This window comes from Marinobacter sp. OP 3.4, from assembly GCF_036224885.1.
Lineage (GTDB): Bacteria > Pseudomonadota > Gammaproteobacteria > Pseudomonadales > Oleiphilaceae > Marinobacter.
In genome coordinates, this window is sequence record NZ_JAVVLT010000104.1 from 38,929 (window position 1) to 55,460 (window position 16,532).

Here is a 16,532-nt window from a genome sequence, read left to right on the forward strand (position 1 = left end):
CTGACCGGCATTGTCGGATTCCGTCGGTGCATCCCCTTCCCTGACCCACGTCGGCAGGCCCTGGTCAGGCGCTTCCGGTAATCCCCTCAACCCGGACACATTGTACGGTCAGTAGTATGCCTGTCACGTTACGCTCTTTACACATTCCCCGGCCATTCCCGATCGGGGGGACGACCGGAAATCCGCCTCAGGTGGCGGGGATCATGGCCTTGAGCGCCTGCCGGATCAGCTCTTCCCGGCTCATGCCGTCTTCAGCGACACGATTGATGGCTTTGCTCGCTTCCTGGGGTTTATAGCCCAGGGCGATCAGGGCGGCTTCCGCCTCTTCCGACGCATCCGGCTGCTTCGGCGACCGTGAAGGCAGGTCCGATTCTTTCACGGCACCATCACCGGATACCACGAACTGCCCCTCAAGCTGCCCGATACGATCGGCCATGTCGATCAACAGTCGCTCGGCGGTCTTCTTGCCCACGCCCGGCAGCTTCACCAGGGCGCTGGTGTCCCGCAGCTCCACGCAGCGGATGAACTGGTCCGCATCCAGACCGGAAAGAATGCCCACCGCCAGCTTCGGGCCCACGCCGTTCACCTTGATGAGCAGGCGGAACAGGTCCCGGTCCAGGCGCCGGGCAAAACCATACAGACTCTGGGCATCCTCACGGACCGCGAAGTGGGTATGCAGGGTGACCTCCTGGCCGGTTTCCGGCAGGTGGAAGAAGGTGGTGTAGGGAATATCCACTTCATAGCCGAGGCCGGCGGCCTCCACCAGGACATGGCCAGGCTGCTTCTCAACCAGGGTACCGCGCAGTCGTCCGATCACCGGGTCTGTCTCCGTTGTTCTGTTTCTGGGAAATTGGTCTCTTTCCAGGAAAGCGGTGTGTTTCCGGGATAGAGGGAAGGTTAACGCATCCGGCCGCCGCGGACACGCCTGCCGGCAGCAGCCTGGGATGTGGCCGACGATGCGGACGCCCGGCCAGCCCCGGACAGGCGAGCCACACTCTGGCTCATATGGGCATGGCACAGGGCAATGGCCAGGGCGTCGGCGGCATCCTCCTGGGGCTTGCGGGCGAGTTTTAGGATGGCCTGCACCATGTGCTGGACCTGGGACTTGTCGGCGCCGCCCTTGCCCACCACCGCCTGCTTCACCTGGCGGGCGGAATACTCGTGAACGGCCAGCCCGGAATTGGCGGCGCTGACGATGGCCACCCCCCGGGCCTGGCCCAGCTTGAGGGCCGAATCCGGGTTGCGGGCCATGAACACCTGCTCAATGGCGAACTCATCCGGCCGGTACTCGGCAATCAGGGTGGCCAGGCTCTGGAAGATCACCTGCAGCCGTTCCGCCATGGGCCGCTCCCCGACCCGGATACAGCCGCTGTCCAGGTATTCGGTGGTGCGGCCACTGGTGCGAATGACGCCATACCCGGTAATACGGGATCCGGGATCCACCCCAAGGATTATTGCCATTGGGCACTGCCCCCGCGTCTTGTGGGTAGGGAGTCGACTCAGGCGTTGAGTTCCTGCAGCACCTCGTCGTCGAATTCGGCGTTGGAATAGACGTTCTGCACGTCGTCCAGATCCTCCAGCATGTCGATCAGCTTGAGGTTGGATTCGGTGCCATCCCGGTCCAGGTCCACGGTGGTCGCCGGTACCATGGTGACCTCGGCATTATCGGGTTCCAGGCCGGCCTCCACCAGGGCTTCCTTCACATCCAGGTAGGTGTCCGGGGCGGTGCGTACTTCAAAGGAACCATCATCCTGCTCGACAATATCCTCCGCGCCCGCCTCCAGGGCCACCTCCATCAGTTGTTCCTCGCTGGTGCCGGGGGCGTAGCTGAGGATGCCCTGCTTGCTGAACAGGAACGCCACCGACCCATCAGTACCCAGGTTGCCACCGAACTTGTTGAAGGCGTGGCGCACCTCGGCCACGGTGCGGTTACGGTTGTCGGTCATGACCTCCACGTACATGGCGACGCCTCCGGGACCATAACCTTCGTAGGTCAGTTCCTCGTAGTTGTTGTCGTCACCGCCACCGGCGCCCCGTTCGATGGCGCGCTCGATGGTGTCCTTCTTCATGTTGGCCGTCAGGGCCTTGTCCATCACCGCACGCAGGCGGGGGTTATCGTTCGGGTCCGGGCCGCCCAGCTTTGCCGCCACCACCAGTTCACGGATGATCTTGGTGAAGATCTTGCCACGCTTGGCATCCTGGGCCGCCTTGCGGTGCTTGATGTTGGCCCATTTACTGTGCCCGGCCATAAACCACTCCTGTCTTGCTGCTGGCCAATGGATTGGGAGCCACCCAGGCGTCCATCAACGCCGGATCGGCCCCGTGTCTCAGCCTTCGGACTTCTCCCCGGCCTGGTCGGCCGCCTTGGCGACCGGCTTGCGCAGGCGGATGTTGAGTTCCTTGAGCTGCTTCTCGTCCACCTCGCCCGGCGCCTGGGTCATCAGGCAGGTGGCACTCTGGGTTTTCGGGAACGCAATCACGTCGCGGATCGAGCTGGCGCCGGTCATCAGCATCACCAGACGGTCGAGGCCAAAAGCCAGGCCGCCGTGGGGAGGACAACCGAACTTGAGGGCATCCAGCAGGAAGCCGAACTTGGCCCGGGCTTCCTCCTCGTCGATGCCCAGTACCCGGAACACGGACTGCTGGGTGTTCTCATCGTGGATACGGATGGAGCCGCCACCCAGCTCGGTACCGTTCAGCACCATGTCATAGGCCCGGGACAGGGCATTGGCGGGATCCGCCGCCAGCTCTTCCGGGGTGCAGCTCGGTGCCGTGAACGGATGGTGGATGGCGGTCAGGCCGCCGTTGTCGGTTTCCTCGAACATGGGGAAATCCACCACCCACAGGGGCGCCCACTCCTTGGTGAGCATTTCCAGATCATGGCCGACCTTGATCCGCAACGCGCCCAGGGCCTCGTTGACCACGTTGGTCTTGTCGGCACCGAAGAACACAATGTCGCCGTCTTCCGCGCCGGTGCGCTCCATCACCGCCATGGCGGTCTCGTCCCCCAGGAACTTGACGATGGGCGACTGCAGCCCTTCAACACCCTTGGCGACCTCGTTCACCTTGATGTAGGCCAGCCCCTTGGCGCCATAGATGCCGACAAACTTGGTGTAGTCGTCGATCTGCTTACGGGTCAGGCTGCCACCCTGGGGAACCCGCAGTGCGGCAACGCGGCCTTTCGGGTCTTTTGCCGGGCCGGAGAACACCTTGAAATCCACACTCTCGACCAGATCGCCCACATCCACCAGCTCCAGCGGGATACGCAGGTCCGGCTTGTCGGAGCCATAGCGCTGCATGGCCTCGGAGTACGGCATGCGCGGGAATTCCGGCAGCTCCACGTCCAGCACGTCCCGGAACAGGTTGCGGGTCATGGATTCGGTCAGGTTCATCAGGTCTTCCTCGTTGACGAAGGAAGCCTCCAGGTCCACCTGAGTAAATTCCGGCTGACGGTCGGCGCGCAGGTCCTCGTCCCGGAAGCACTTGGCGATCTGGTAGTAACGGTCAACACCGGACACCATCAGCAACTGCTTGAAGAGTTGCGGAGACTGGGGCAGCGCAAAGAAGGAACCCTCGTGGGTACGGCTGGGCACCAGGTAGTCACGGGCGCCTTCCGGCGTGGCCCGGGTCAGGATCGGGGTTTCCACGTCCATGAAACCGTTGCCGTCCAGGAAGTTACGGATATAGCTGGTGACCCGGGAGCGGAACCGCAGACGGTTGAGCATCTCGGGGCGGCGCAGGTCCACGAACCGGTAGCGCAGGCGCACGTCCTCGCCCACATCCACGTGCTCGTCCAGGGGGAACGGCGGGGTGGCGGCAGCGTTAAGGATGGTCAGCTCGCGGCCCAGCACTTCCACCTGGCCGGTGGGCATGTTGGGGTTCTCGGTGCCGGCGGGACGGCGGCGCACCCGACCGGTGATCTGGATAACGAATTCGCTGCGCACCTTTTCCGCCCTGGCGAAGCTCTCCTCGGTATCCGGATCGAACACCACCTGGGCCATGCCATCGCGGTCCCGCAGGTCCAGGAAGATGACGCCCCCGTGATCCCGCCGGCGGTGGACCCAGCCACAGAGCGTGACGTCCTGATCGATGTTTGACTCGTTGATTCCACCGCAATAATGACTGCGCATACCCGTTCCCATAGCTGTCGTTACAAGTGTGTGTTCTGATGTCCTGCCACCAGGAAGGCGGCTGCCCTGAAGGGGCCTTTGAAAAAGCGGGTCATTATAAACACAATCGCGTCCAAAATCAGGACCGGGATTTGCCATGGATTCACGAACTGGCCGGACGGCGCATGGAATCCGTTCCGGTGATTTGTCTCAGAGTTGCCGCTATCCGCTACCATCCTCATGATTGCATGGCTACAATGACTCGCCAGCAGACCAACCAAGGATACCCCGTGTCAGCCCGCGCCGAACAGAAACTCCGTACCCGCCGCGCCCTGATGGACGCTGCCCTCTCGCAGCTCAGCGCCGACCGGGGTTTTGGCAGCCTGAGTCTTAGGGAAGTAGCCCGGGAGGCGGGTATTGCCCCCACCTCCTTCTATCGCCACTTTGCGGAGCTGGACGAACTGGGCCTGGCCCTGGTGGACGAAGGCGGCGTGGCCCTGCGCCAGCTTATGCGCCAGGCCCGCAAACGCATCGCCCGTAACGGCAGCGCCATCAGTACGTCAGTGGATACCTTCCTGGAATACCTGGGCAACAACGCCAACCTGTTTCGCCTGATGTTGCGGGAACGGACCGGGGTGTCCAAGCAGTTCCGGACCGCCGTGAAAGCCGAGATCGACCACTTCGTGACGGAACTGGCGGATGACCTGGCCCGCTTTGGCGAGGAACGGGGCAAACCGCTCTACAACGCCCGCACGGTGGCGGAGGCCATGGTGACGCTGGTCTTCAACCAGGGCGCGGAGGCCCTGGACGCCAGCCGTGAGGAAAGGGAACAGTTGCGGAAACGGCTGAAAATGGAGCTGCGGATGGTACTGCTGGGCTCCCAGGTGATGGCAAGGCACCGGAACACGATCCGGCTCTGAGCCGTCCCGACCATATCCAGGATCTGGCAATCAGCCCACGGGGGCTCCGTTGATCAACTGGGTAAGCACCGGCTCAAGCTCTTCACGACACCGCTCCAACTCATCTTCGCCATAGGGCACGGGCATCTGGACTCCCCAGACCGGGCCGGGCCAACCGATATCCCCTTCCCGCCGGACAATGTGATGCAGATGGAGCTGAGGAACCCTATTACCCAGGGCCGCCACATTGAGCTTGTCCCCACCGAACGCCGCCATCATGCCCTCCCCCAGTATCGAGGATTCCGCCAGCAACTGCTGCTGGTCGGCAACGGACAACTGGTAGATCTCCCGGATACCCGGACGCCTGGGCACCAGCAGCACCCAGGGCCAGGTCCGGTCGTTCATCAGGCGGATTTCACACAGGTCGGTACGACCGAGGCTGATGGTGTCAGCCTGCAGCCGTTCGTGAAGGTGGAAATCGCCCACCATCTCAGCCAGCACTGAACTGGTTACGACCGCGGCCGATGGCGTAGTAGATCAGGCCATAGCGATCCAGCATCTGGGGCTCGTACATGTTGCGACCGTCGATGATCACCGGCTCTTTGAGGGTCTTCACTATGGCCTCGAAGTCCGGTGAGCGGAATTCCTTCCACTCGGTGCAGATCACCAGGATGTCGGCGCCGCGCAGGGCCTGCTCCTTGGTGCCGCAGAGTTGCAGGTCATCCCGGTTGCCGTAGATACGCTGTGTTTCCTCCATGGCTTCCGGGTCGAAGGCCTGGACCCTGGCACCGGCCTCCCAGAGGGATTCCATCAGGGTACGGGCCGGCGCTTCACGCATATCATCGGTATTGGGCTTGAAGGACAGGCCCCAGACCGCCACGGTCTTGTTCGCCAGGTCGCCCTGGAAGTAGTGGCTGACCTTGTCGAACAGCACATGCTTCTGGTCGTAGTTTACCGCTTCCACGGCATTGAGCAGCTTTGACTCATACCCACAACCATGGGCGGTGCGGGCCAGGGCCTGCACATCCTTGGGGAAGCAGGAGCCACCATAGCCACAGCCCGGGTAGATGAAGTGGTAGCCGATACGCGGGTCGGAACCGATACCACGGCGCACCGCCTCGATATCCGCACCCAGGCGTTCCGCCAGGTTGGCAACCTCGTTCATGAAGCTGATCTTGGTGGCCAGCATGGCGTTGGCGGCGTACTTGGTCAGCTCGGCGGAGCGGATGTCCATGAAGATCATCCGGTCGTGGTTGCGATTGAACGGGTAGTAGACTTCGCGCAAAACCTCTTCCGCACGGTCGCTGTTGGTGCCGACGATGATGCGGTCAGGCTTCATGAAATCGTTGACGGCGGCCCCTTCCTTGAGGAACTCGGGGTTGGAGACCACATCGAAATCCAGCTCCAGGTTGCGGTGGTCCAGCTCGAGGCGCACGGCGTCACGCACCTTATCGGCGGTACCCACGGGTACCGTGGACTTGTCCACCACCACCTTGTAGTCGTCCATATGCTGGCCAATGGATTTGGCCACCGCCAGTACATACTGCAGGTCGGCGGACCCGTCCTCATCCGGAGGCGTGCCCACGGCAATGAACTGCAGCAGGCCATGGGCCACGGCTTCCGTCGTATCCGTGGTGAACTTCAGGCGGCCGGCATCCGCATTATGGCGGACAATGGGCTCCAGCCCCGGCTCATAGATGGGGATCTGGCCATTCCTGAGTCGTTCGATCTTTCCCTGGTCAACATCCATGCAAAGCACATCGTGGCCGGAATCCGCCAGGCAGGCGCCTGTCACCAGTCCCACATAGCCTGTGCCAAAAATGGTAATCTTCATGGGCTCATTCCCTGCTATCGAATCGAGTAGAATTTACGTTAAAAGATTTTCGCAACTTATTGCGCGGAAACTGTTTCTTTCTGAATCTTCTGCCATTTGGCTTCCCAGTCCAGGGCGGTCTGGACAATGGTGCCCAGGTCGTCATGGTCCGGAGTCCAGCCAAGGGTGTCGGTGATCCGCCGATTGTCGGCCATCAGGGCCACCGGGTCGCCGGCACGGGGACCAGTCTCTTCCACCGGGAAATCCGTCCCGGAGCGCGCCTTGACCATATCGATCACCTCACGGACCGTGAAACCGCGACCATAGCCACAGTTGAGTACCCGGGACTCGCCGCCCTGGGCCATGTAATCCAGCGCCATCACATGGGCCTTGGCCAGGTCCTCCACGTGGATGTAGTCACGGATGCAGGTGCCATCGCGGGTGTCGTAGTCAGTGCCAAAAATACTCATGCCCTCCCGGGCCCCGGTCACGCACTCACAGGCCACCTTGATCAGGTGGGTGGCTTCCGGGGTGGCCTGCCCCAGCAGCCCCTCCGGGTTGGCGCCGGCCACGTTGAAGTAGCGGAGAATCACGTAGTTCAGAGAGGAAGCCGCGGCAAGATCCATGATCATCCGCTCGCTCATCATCTTGGAGGCGCCGTAGGGGTTGATCGGCGCGAGGGGCATGTCCTCGGTCAGCACGGTTTCCTCAGGCATGCCGTAGACCGCCGCCGTGGACGAGAACACCATGTAGGACACCCCGTAACGCTCCACCGCCTTGAGCAGGTTCAGGGTGTTGCGGGTGTTGTTGCTGTAGTACTTGAGGGGATTGGCAACGGACTCCGGTACCACGATGTTGGCGGCAAAGTGCAGCACCGCGTCGAAACGGTGTCTGGCGAACAGGTCGTCGATGGCCTGTTCGTCCGCCAGGTCGCCCACCACCAGTTCACCCGCGGTCACCGCCCAGGCATAGCCGGTGGACAGGTTGTCGAACACAATAATGTCATGCCCCGCCTGGCCAAGCTGGCGTACCACATGACTTCCGATATAGCCGGCCCCGCCGGTCACCAGTACTTTCATGTCAGTGTTCCGTTTCGTCCCTGAATCATTCAGGCCTGAGGTTTGGTCCGGGCCCGGCGAATCTGTTCACGCCGGGCCGCAAAGAAATCGGTCAGCATCTGCCCGCACTCGTCGGCCAGGACCCCGGCGGTAGTCGTCACCGACCAGTTGAAGTGGGGTTCCTCCAGGGTGGCACGGACCGACGCCACCGCCCCGCCCTTGGGTTCGGTGGCTCCGTAGACCAGCCTGGAAATGCGACTGTGAACCAGTGCGCCTACGCACATGGTACAGGGTTCGAGTGTTACGTAAAGCGTCGCACCGGACAAGCGGTAATTGCCCGCCCGGGCTGCGGCATCACGCAGGGCACGAACTTCCGCATGGGCGGTGGGATCACAGGCCGATATCGGTGCATTGAAACCTGCCCCCACCTCGCGGCCATCCTGAACCACCACGGCACCCACCGGCACCTCACCCAGACGCGCGGCATGGGCAGCCAGCGCCAGGGCCCGATGCATCCAGAACTGATCTTCTTCGGAATGTTCCGACACGCTACCGCCCGAGAAACCTCTCAACAATGCCCGCTGCAGGGCTCCTTAACCGGCGACAAGAATACCAAATGCCCCACCCCTTGCGCGACAGGAAAACCCTCAGCCCCGCTCCGGTCCTTGAACCGGCCCAATAGAATAGTGTTGAAGACCCTCAGATGGGTTAACCATCAGAACACTCGCACCCTGCGCCTGATTCCGCCAGAATCGCAGATGCAGTGGGCGAACCATCCCAAAACCGCAAGCCCCGGAGGCAATGGCCATGGAGCAGCTAATACGGCACGGCAGGTCCCGCCACTACCGACAGGGCGAATACCTCTTCCACCAGGGCGACCAGGCCGACCGCCTCTGTTTCCTGAAGGCAGGGCTGGTAAAGGCCCACTACGATACCCTGGACGGCAAGGAGTTCATCAAGTCCTTTGTGAAGGAAGGTGGATTTATCGGGAGCATCTCCTCCCTCACTGCCGGTAACCCCGCGCCATTCAGCGTGGTCTGCCTGGAGGACAGCGAGACGATGGAGGTTGACGCCCCCACCCTGATGGCCCTGATGGACCGCGACCACGGGATTGCCACCTCGCTCAATACCATGCTCCTGGGACTGGCGGCCAGGAAGGAGCTGCGCGAATACGAGCTGCTCTGCCTCACCCCGGAAACCCGATACCAGCGCTTCCTCGACCGCTATGGCGATCTGGTGGAAAGACTGACCCAGGCCAATATCGCTCGCTACCTGGGCATCACCCCTGTCGCATTGAGCCGTATCCGAAAACGCCTTTAAGACCGACAGCGACCTTGCCCTGGCCTTAGTATCAGGCACCAGCAGAGCCATAGCACCGCTGTGATACCAATGGCCGTCAGGATTCCCGGCATGGGTTGCTCAAGGGTACTGCGGGACCCCGCATAGGCCGCTATCCATGCGTAGGGAACGCTGGCCACCAGGTATCCTCCCAGGAACCGGCCAGGGGGCATGCGGTTGGCACCGGCCAGGCAGCAGCAGACTTCCGGCAGGATCGGAACCGCACGGCACAACAGAAGCGCCACCACGCCGTGTCGGGACACGATGGCCTGCATCTCCGAGAGGCTTTCCTCATTCCGGAATATCCGGGACAGCAACGCCGGACCATACCGATAGCTGATGCCGTACCCGGCCAGCCCGGCGGAGAGCAGACCCGCCGATGCGGCAAGCGCCCCGGGCAGGAACCCCAGGAAATAACCGGACAGGATGCATATGGTGAGTGTCGGCATGGCGATAAACAGATCGGCAAACAGCAGCGCAATCACCACGGTGATCACATACCCGGGATCCACCACGGAGGCCGCATCCAGCACCAGGCGAATATCATCCACTGTCAGCACACCGGCAAGCCGAATGACAACGAAAGTCGCGGCAAACAGTCCTGCCAGCCCCACAACCGTTAACACCAAAGACTTCATGATCAGACTCCTCGATTATGCCCGGTCGGATTAGGCAGATTTCATGATGCGCGCCATAAGGGCCGGGCTGAGCCGGTTGAACCAGGGCATCAGCCGGGCCTTGCCGACGTAGATCTCTTCCCGGCCAGCCTCGACGCCCCGAACGATGGCCTCCGCCACTTTTCCCGGCGGCAACTTCCCTCTCTCCCGGCCCTCCGTCATCGGCGTATCCACCATGGGCAGGATCGCCTCGTGCACCGCCAGCGACGTGCCTGCCAACTGGTACCGGAGACTTCGGGAAAAGCTGTGCAGGGCGGCCTTGGTGGCGCAGTACACCGCCGACCCTGTCTTCGGATGCAGCGCCAGACCGGAAGAGATATTGATGAAGCCGCCCGGGCGGTGGTGTTGCAGCAGAAGTGACAGGCACAGATGGGTCAGGTCGATCGGTGCCGACAGGTTGATGGCGATCTCACGGTCAATACTGGCCGGATCAAAGGAGCGGTCGGTCAACGCCGGCGTGACCTGTATACCGGCATTGTTGATCACCACGCTTAATCCGGGATGTTCCTCCAGTATCCGCGCCACCGTGGCCCGCCGGGCTTCCGTATGCTGGAGGTCGCAGGGGTAGATACTCACATTCGGATAACGCTGGCTTAGCGCCTGGAGTCTCCCGCTATTGCGGGCAATCACCACCAGGCGCTCGTTCCTGGCGGCCAGCCGGTCCAACAACGCCAGGCCGACACCTGACGTTGCCCCGGTAATCAGGATGGTGCGCTGTTTCAGTTCCATGGTAGCGGCGTCCTCTTGATGGATGTCCTGCCATCCTGCGGAACCACTACCCCGCCGGCATTAACCCGGGTTAACAGCCAACGACCATAACGATGAAAATCCGATGACTGCCGATTATCGGATTGGCATCAACACTTGAGCGAATAAATGATAATGGTTACTATTTGCAAATTACTGTAGGTACAGGCTGCATAATTCATGTCCGTCGGCTCACAAGACACCCCTCCCCCCGACTATGCCATCCCCCACGAAGGGGATGTGGGTAGCCTGTACCGGGACCACCAGCCCTGGCTGCTCAATTGGCTCAAGGGTAAGCTGGGCTGCCCCTCCGATGCCGGTGATATGAGCCAGGACACCTTCCTGCGCCTGCTGACCGTAGACCTGTCCGTATTGCGGGAACCCCGAGCCTACCTGCTGGTGATTGCCAACCGGCTGATGATCAACCGCCACCGCCGCCGACACCTGGAGGCGGACGTGCTCCAGCAGGTCGCCCATACCATGGAGTCCGGCAACCACAAGGGACCGGCGGAAATTGTGGCGGCCCGGGACCTGCTGCATCAGGTGCTGTTGATGCTCACCGAGGAACTGCCGGAGAAGCCCCGGGAAGCCTTCCTGCTGGCCCGGACGGAAGGCCTCAGCTACCGGCAGATCGCCCGGCGACTGGATGTCTCGGAAAGCAGCGTCAAACAGTACATCTCCAAGGCCCTGGTGCATTGCCATGCCCGCCTCTATGACGATTTTCGGGGAAATGGGGAATGAGCCAGATGAATGCCATCCGTGAGCAGGCTGCCGAATGGCTGATCCACTTCGATACCGAGGGCCAGGCGGATCCTGCCGTCGATCCGGCGTTCCGGGAGTGGCTGGCCCAGGATCCCCGCCATCGCCGTGTGTTTGAACAGATGCAGCGACTATGGACCGGCGCCGCCCCGGCCACTTCTCCGTCCCACCTGGGGCGGGCACTGGGCGCGATGGGTCTATGCCTGCTGATTGCCGTGGTCGGCCTGCAACTGCCCTGGCAATACTGGCAGGCGGATTACCGCAGCGCCGTCGGCGAGGTAACGACCGTTGAGCTGCCCGACGGCAGCGAAATCACCCTGAACACCAACAGCGCCATCGACGTGGACTTTGGTGAGGATCGCCGCCAGATTGACCTGATCCGGGGCGAGGTTCTACTGAACGTGAAGACGGACCCGGACCACCCCTTCACTGTGACCACCCGCGACGGCAGCGCCGAAGCCCTGGGCACCCTCTATAGCGTGCGTCGCAACGATGACCACAGCCTGGTGACGGTGTACGAGTCCCGGGTCCGGGTGACCACCGGCAACGGCAGAGAATCCCAGGTACTGGAGGCCGGCCAGCGGGCACGCCTGGACGATACCACCCTCCACAGCGGCTCAGCGGCATTGCGAAGCACACCGGACTGGAGCCGGGAACAGCTCATCTTCAACGGCGCTGCCATCGCGGATGTTGTCAGTCGGCTGGATGAGTATCACGCCGGCAAGCTGATGCTCAGCGACGAACTGGTGTCCTCTGGCAAACGCTTTACCGGCGCCCTGCCCACCCGGGATACCGAGGCAGCCATCAGTCTGCTTGCAGGCTCCCTGGGGCTGGAGGTTCGGGGCTTCCCGCCCTACGTGGTGTACCTGGATATCACCCACTGAAAAAAATGTTCGGCCAGGACTGCCCGATTCTTACTCCGGATTGTCATTACAGATAAAAGGCACCCTTAAATGACAATCAGGAGCATTTCGATGCGCAACAACCGATACCTTCCCGCTACCCTGCTGGCCCTTGGCCTGGGCATAACGACACCCGCCATGACCCTGGCCCAGGGGCCAGCGATCCCCGTGAACATTACCGCCCAGCCCCTGGACCAGGCGGTCACCCAACTGGCGGAGCAGACCGGCCTGAACATTGGCGGCGACACTTCGCTGCTGGAAGGCCGGACCGCCTCCCCCCTGAGCGGTGACTACACGCCGGATCAGGCGCTGCAAAACCTGCTCCAGGGCACCGGTGTCACCTACGAACGCACTGGCGAGAATGCGGTCATGCTAAAGCCGCTGGCGCAGGACGATAGTGAGGTTTCCGCGCTGCCCACGGTGCAGATTTTCGCCGCCACCGACGCCAATCCCACGGACACTGTGAACTACAACCGTGCCGACATCGAGGCCAGCCAGCCCCAGGACATGAAGGACCTGTTCAAGGAGGAATCCTCCGTGTCCGTGGGCGGCCCCATCGCCATGAACCAGAAGGTGTACGTGCGGGGCGTCGAGGAAACCGCCATGGCCGTGACGGTGGACGGTGCACGGCAGAACAACAAAGTATTTCACCACAACGCCACCAACCTGATTGATCCGGCCCTGCTGAAGGCCGTGCGGGCGTCCGCCAGCGTGGCTCCGGCCGATGATGGTCCCGGGGCGATTGGCGGCAGCCTGGCGTACGAAACCATCGACGTGAACGACGTACTGGCCCCGGACCGCACCATTGGTGGCTTCCTTGATGGCCGCTACGCCACCAACGGCGACCAGTTGACCACCTCCGGATCCCTCTATGGCCGTGCCGGCGATGTGGAGCTACTGGGCTACCTCAAGCACATGGACGGCGACGACTATGAGGATGGCAACGGCGATACCGTTGACCACACCTCGCCCGCACTGATCAGCGGCCTGGCCAAGATTGCCTACGAGAATGACGTCCTGGGCCGCCTGGAGTTGAGTCACGAAGTCGTCAACGACGACACGGACCGCCCCTACCGTGCCAACTTTGCCGATCTGACCGCCGGTCGTCCGGTGCCTGAATCCCGGGTTTATGACCTGACCCGCACCAACACCGTCTTCAACTACAGCCGGGACCGGGGCGAAGGCCTGTGGAACCCCGAGGTGACCCTGGGTACCAATGAGACGGACCTGGAAACCCGCGAGCATCCCCTGGCCGCGCCGGATACCACCCTCGTCTACAACGGTATCACCGAGAGCGATTCCGCCACGGTCCAGAACCTGTTCCACACCCCCTTCGCGACCGTGACCGCTGGCGTCGACTACTATGACGATACGGCCACCTTCCGCTTCGAGGGTGACCCCGACCTGGAGGAAAACGCCGAGAATGTCGGCACCTTCATCCAGGTGCGCCAGCCTGTAGGCGACTGGCTGAAGCTCTCCTACGGTGCACGCTATGACCGGCAGGAGTTCACCGGCACCGACGGCTCCGACCACGACGACTCCGGCGTCAGCGCCAACCTCTCCGGCGAGGTGTTCCTGAACGAATACGTGTCCATCAACGCCGGTTATTCCGATGCCTGGGGTGGCGTGGCGTTGGCCGAGAACTTCATCCTCAACGGTGCCTGGGTGTACGACGATGTCGAATCGGTGGAGTCGAAGAACTATACCGCCGGCCTGAGGGTCGAGGCAGCCGGTTTCTTCGGTGAGGCCAACGTCTACCAGACCGAGATCGAGAACGGTCGCACACCAAGTTGGGGCGACGGGCCGGACCTGTCCGCCGACTTTGATATTGAAGGTTACGACCTGGCCGCCGGCTACCTGCACGAGCGGGGCGAGCTGTCGGTCAAGTACTCGGATATCGAGTCCGAGAAAGACGGCGAAGTGGCCACCTCCTATGACGGCAACTACTTCACCGTACCGCTGGGCAAGATCATTACCGTCAACGGCGCCCTGGCCTTCCCGTCCGTGTCCGTGGATCTTGGCATGAACGCGGAATTCGCACTGGAGAACGACGCCGTCGAGGAAAGCGGTGCCAAGCAGGACAGCTACCAGGTAGTGGGCCTCTACGCCGACTACCGCCCCATCGAGCCCCTGGTCCTGCGCCTGTCCGTGGACAACCTCACCGACGAGGCCTACACCGACCGGGCCAGCTATGGGCACGAGTTCCCCACTGTCGAAACCCTGCTGGAACCGGGCCGCTCCTTTGCCCTGAGTGCCCGTTACACATTCTGAAGCACACCAGGAGTCTACGCGGTAGAAATCGCGCAGACTCCTCGAACAAACTGGCCGCTATTTTTGAGAATGCGCCCTATCAACCCAACCTCAACAATGAGCATTTAAAGAACCATATAGTTCCATACGGGTAATAAAATACCCATTACTCTGGCAGTTTATCAAACGCTGCCCTATAATGAGTATTTAGATGCCCATAGACCTTTTTGTGGGCCTTAAATTACTCAAATTATTGTTATGGCGATGAAACGGGCACGCAGCTACTCTCGCGTCACAAAGCAGGCGCTCTCGATCCTCGGCAAGCTGATCAAGGCTGGCCGTCTGGAGCGCAAGCTTACGGCTACGGAACTGTCTGAACGTGCAGGTATCACCCGCAAGACCCTTCGCAATATCGAAAACGGCGAAGCCGGTACTGAGATCGGTGTCGTCTTCGAGGTTGCCGCACTCGTCGGCGTCCGTCTATTCGATTTCGACGACCGGACACTTGCAATGCACAACGCCCGCCTCGAAGAAAAGCTGACGCTGCTGCCCAAGAGCGTTCGCCATAGTAAGCAGGAGGTCGATGATGACTTCTAGGCTTACGCAGCACAAAGAGGCCTATGTCTGGATTTGGCTGCCGGGAGAGACGCAACCTGTCGTTGCCGGCCGCATCACACAAAACGGGGATACCTACGGCTTCAACTATGGCGCCAGCTATCTGCGCCGCGATGGCGCGATCCCGGTCTACGACCCCGAACTGCCGCTTCGCCGCGGCCTGATCGAACCGGCCGCCGGCCTCTCAATGGCCAGTTGCATTCGTGACGGCTCGCCCGACGCTTGGGGCCGCAGGGTTATCATCAACCGTCTGGTGGGTGCCAGGGCCGCCGAAGCCAGCGACATCACCGAACTCACCTATCTACTCGAATCGGGATCGGACCGGATCGGTGCTCTCGATTTTCAGCATTCCGCCACGGAATACGTTCCCCGCCTCAAGGCAGAAGCGTCCTATGAGGAATTGCTGGAAGCGGCCGAACGGATCGAGAAAGGCGCCCCGCTGACGCCAGCTCTCGACCAGGCTTTGAACCACGGCACGTCGATTGGCGGCGCCCGTCCGAAAGCCCTGGTCGACGACGGCGAACACAAAATGATCGCCAAGTTCTCGTCGAGCACGGACCTATACAGCGTCGTGAAGGCAGAGTTTATCGCCATGAAACTCGCGGCTGTGTGTGGCCTCAACGTTGCCCCTGTCTCGATGATCGGGGCTGCCGGCAAGGACGTGCTGCTCATCGAACGCTTTGATCGCATCAAGTCAGAGGATGGCTGGCAGCGCAGAGCGATGGTTTCAGCTCTGACGATGCTCGGCCTTGACGAAATGATGGCACGCTATGCGTCTTATGAAGACCTTGCCGAGATTATCCGTCACCGCTTCACCGAGCCAAAGGAAACGCTGCGAGAGCTCTACGGACGGATCGTTTTCAATATCCTGTGCGGCAACACGGACGACCATGCCCGCAACCATGCGGCGTTCTGGGACGGCGAGAGGCTCACCCTGACCCCCGCCTACGACATCTGCCCGCAGGGGAGAACCGGCAACGAGGCGACACAGGCGATGCTGATCAAGGGGGAAAACCGTATGAGCACGCTGCATAGCTGCCTCGCGGCCGCTCCTGATTTCCTGCTCAGTGACAAGGAAGCCGGGGCCATCATTGAGGACCAATTCGCAACGATTGCCGGTGAATGGAAGGAGCTCTGCGAGGAAGCCAGACTGACCGAGACCGACCGGAAGCTCTTTGCCGGCCGGCAGTTTCTGAACAGCTACTGCGTCGAAGGCCTTGCGGCCGAACACAGCGTGCTACTTGAAGGCTTTGAAGCTGCGCGCGCGCAGTTGCTCGGCTAATCAAGGCGGCACGGTGAGTGACTATAAATACACCAGCATCACCCAGATGTCAGGCATGAAAAAACGGCGCCCCGAGGGGCGCC

General features: G+C 61.7%; 17 protein-coding genes. 7 read left to right on the forward strand and 10 right to left on the reverse strand.

What is annotated here, in order from left to right; all coding sequences use genetic code 11:
* Nucleotides 1-187: 187 nt before the first annotated feature.
* The 4 genes from ruvA to aspS all read right to left on the reverse strand — a co-directional run bounded on the left by ruvA (nt 188) and on the right by aspS (nt 4,130).
* Entirely contained in the window at nt 188-817 is a 630-nt protein-coding gene (gene ruvA, locus RO069_RS17260; protein WP_328189294.1) for a Holliday junction branch migration protein RuvA, read from the reverse strand.
* An 80-nt stretch (nt 818-897) separates the two neighbouring features.
* Nucleotides 898-1,461 carry a crossover junction endodeoxyribonuclease RuvC gene (gene ruvC / locus RO069_RS17265; protein ID WP_328189296.1) on the reverse strand — a complete coding sequence of 188 codons (564 nt, stop codon included), beginning with the start codon at nt 1,459-1,461 and terminating at the stop codon, nt 898-900.
* Nucleotides 1,462-1,499: 38 nt separating this feature from the next.
* The gene (locus RO069_RS17270; protein WP_328189298.1) at nt 1,500-2,249 is read right to left on the reverse strand and encodes a YebC/PmpR family DNA-binding transcriptional regulator; all 750 of its coding nucleotides are present in this window, start codon (nt 2,247-2,249) and stop codon (nt 1,500-1,502) included.
* A 78-nt stretch (nt 2,250-2,327) separates the two neighbouring features.
* Nucleotides 2,328-4,130 (reverse strand): aspartate--tRNA ligase, encoded by a 1,803-nt coding sequence (gene aspS / locus RO069_RS17275; RefSeq protein ID WP_328189300.1) that lies wholly within the window; start codon nt 4,128-4,130, stop codon nt 2,328-2,330.
* 269 nt (nt 4,131-4,399) lie between these two features.
* On the opposite strand from aspS, the gene fabR reads away from it, so the two are divergent.
* Nucleotides 4,400-5,029, forward strand: coding sequence for an HTH-type transcriptional repressor FabR (gene fabR, locus RO069_RS17280; protein ID WP_328189301.1), 630 nt, complete (start codon nt 4,400-4,402; stop codon nt 5,027-5,029).
* Between the two features lie 30 nt (nt 5,030-5,059).
* Here the strand turns inward: fabR and RO069_RS17285 are convergent, their stop codons facing one another.
* From RO069_RS17285 to tadA, 4 genes are read right to left on the reverse strand one after another with little or no spacing between them, the layout of a single operon-like run.
* Entirely contained in the window at nt 5,060-5,497 is a 438-nt protein-coding gene (locus tag RO069_RS17285; protein ID WP_328189393.1) for an HIT domain-containing protein, read from the reverse strand.
* Nucleotide 5,498: 1 nt separating this feature from the next.
* The gene (locus RO069_RS17290) at nt 5,499-6,842 is read right to left on the reverse strand and encodes a UDP-glucose dehydrogenase family protein (RefSeq protein ID WP_328189303.1); all 1,344 of its coding nucleotides are present in this window, start codon (nt 6,840-6,842) and stop codon (nt 5,499-5,501) included.
* Between the two features lie 56 nt (nt 6,843-6,898).
* On the reverse strand, nt 6,899-7,900 hold the full coding sequence (galE, locus tag RO069_RS17295; protein WP_328189305.1) for a UDP-glucose 4-epimerase GalE: 1,002 nt from the start codon (nt 7,898-7,900) through the stop codon (nt 6,899-6,901).
* A gap of 29 nt (nt 7,901-7,929) precedes the next feature.
* Entirely contained in the window at nt 7,930-8,427 is a 498-nt protein-coding gene (gene tadA, locus RO069_RS17300) for a tRNA adenosine(34) deaminase TadA (protein WP_328189307.1), read from the reverse strand.
* 259 nt (nt 8,428-8,686) lie between these two features.
* Here tadA and RO069_RS17305 point away from each other — a divergent pair, with 259 nt between their 5' ends.
* Complete coding sequence (locus RO069_RS17305) at nt 8,687-9,199, forward strand: Crp/Fnr family transcriptional regulator (protein ID WP_328189309.1); 513 nt, start codon at nt 8,687-8,689, stop codon at nt 9,197-9,199.
* Here the strand turns inward: RO069_RS17305 and RO069_RS17310 are convergent.
* Nucleotides 9,196-9,855, reverse strand: a complete 660-nt coding sequence (locus tag RO069_RS17310) for a TVP38/TMEM64 family protein (RefSeq protein WP_328189311.1) — start codon at nt 9,853-9,855, stop codon at nt 9,196-9,198. The two genes, RO069_RS17305 and RO069_RS17310, sit on opposite strands and share 4 nt — an antisense overlap.
* Before the next feature lie 30 nt (nt 9,856-9,885).
* On the reverse strand, nt 9,886-10,623 hold the full coding sequence (locus RO069_RS17315; protein WP_328189313.1) for an SDR family oxidoreductase: 738 nt from the start codon (nt 10,621-10,623) through the stop codon (nt 9,886-9,888).
* A gap of 198 nt (nt 10,624-10,821) precedes the next feature.
* Between RO069_RS17315 and RO069_RS17320 the strand changes: the two genes are divergently transcribed.
* From RO069_RS17320 to RO069_RS17340, 5 genes are all read left to right on the forward strand, one after another.
* The gene (locus tag RO069_RS17320) at nt 10,822-11,382 is read left to right on the forward strand and encodes a sigma-70 family RNA polymerase sigma factor (RefSeq protein WP_328189315.1); all 561 of its coding nucleotides are present in this window, start codon (nt 10,822-10,824) and stop codon (nt 11,380-11,382) included.
* Entirely contained in the window at nt 11,379-12,284 is a 906-nt protein-coding gene (locus RO069_RS17325; RefSeq protein ID WP_328189317.1) for a FecR family protein, read from the forward strand. Before RO069_RS17320 ends, RO069_RS17325 begins: the two co-directional genes overlap by 4 nt.
* 90 nt (nt 12,285-12,374) lie before the next feature.
* Entirely contained in the window at nt 12,375-14,573 is a 2,199-nt protein-coding gene (locus tag RO069_RS17330) for a TonB-dependent receptor (protein WP_328189319.1), read from the forward strand.
* A gap of 237 nt (nt 14,574-14,810) precedes the next feature.
* Nucleotides 14,811-15,149, forward strand: coding sequence for a helix-turn-helix transcriptional regulator (locus RO069_RS17335; RefSeq protein WP_328189320.1), 339 nt, complete (start codon nt 14,811-14,813; stop codon nt 15,147-15,149).
* The gene (locus RO069_RS17340; protein ID WP_328189321.1) at nt 15,139-16,449 is read left to right on the forward strand and encodes a type II toxin-antitoxin system HipA family toxin; all 1,311 of its coding nucleotides are present in this window, start codon (nt 15,139-15,141) and stop codon (nt 16,447-16,449) included. Before RO069_RS17335 ends, RO069_RS17340 begins: the two co-directional genes overlap by 11 nt.
* Nucleotides 16,450-16,532: the final 83 nt, after the last annotated feature.